This window comes from Rhodococcus sp. 05-2254-6 (assembly GCF_002258565.1).
Classification (GTDB): Bacteria; Actinomycetota; Actinomycetes; order Mycobacteriales; family Mycobacteriaceae; genus Rhodococcoides.
Map to the genome: position 1 here is coordinate 1 of NZ_NOZF01000163.1, position 546 is coordinate 546.

1 protein-coding gene is annotated in these 546 nt (G+C 63.2%); it reads right to left on the reverse strand.

Annotation, left to right across the window (positions count from 1 at the left end; all coding sequences use genetic code 11):
• Window positions 1-238 (reverse strand): LysR family transcriptional regulator (locus CH256_RS22720; protein ID WP_218829155.1); only part of this gene is annotated, 238 nt, incomplete at its 3' end.
• Window positions 239-546 lie beyond the last annotated feature (308 nt).

The window sequence follows — 546 nt, forward strand, 5'->3', positions numbered from 1 at the left end:
CTGCCCGCGTCTGCTCGGTGAGAGTGTCGATCTGGCGCGCCAAACGGAGCACTGCTACGCCCGACTGGGTTGCCACCACCGGCTTGCTGCGTTGAACCAGAGTCCGACCGAGCGATTGCTCCAGCGACTTGATGCGCTGACTCACCGCCGACGGGGTCACGTACAGCGCGCGAGCGGCGGCCTCGAACGTCCCGCCGTCGACCACGGCCCGCAAAGCTCTGAGCTGCTCGATCTCCATAATATGAAGCTACGCTGATCATTACTGAAATACATTCGCTGGACCTAATCACGACTGGCTCCTAGCGTTGCCGTCATGACCTCGCTCGCCGCCGCACAATCGACTCTCACCGGATTGGGCGTCGGACTCTGGTTCAACGCAGCAAGCCGGTGGTGGCAACCCAGTCGGGCGTAGCAGTGCTCCGTTTGGCGCGCCAGATCGACACTCTCACCGAGCAGACGCGGGCAGAACTGAGTGACGACGGCGTCGCTGCGCCCATTTCGCTTGCCGTCAATGCGGATTCGTTGGCAACCTGGGTGCTGCCCGCG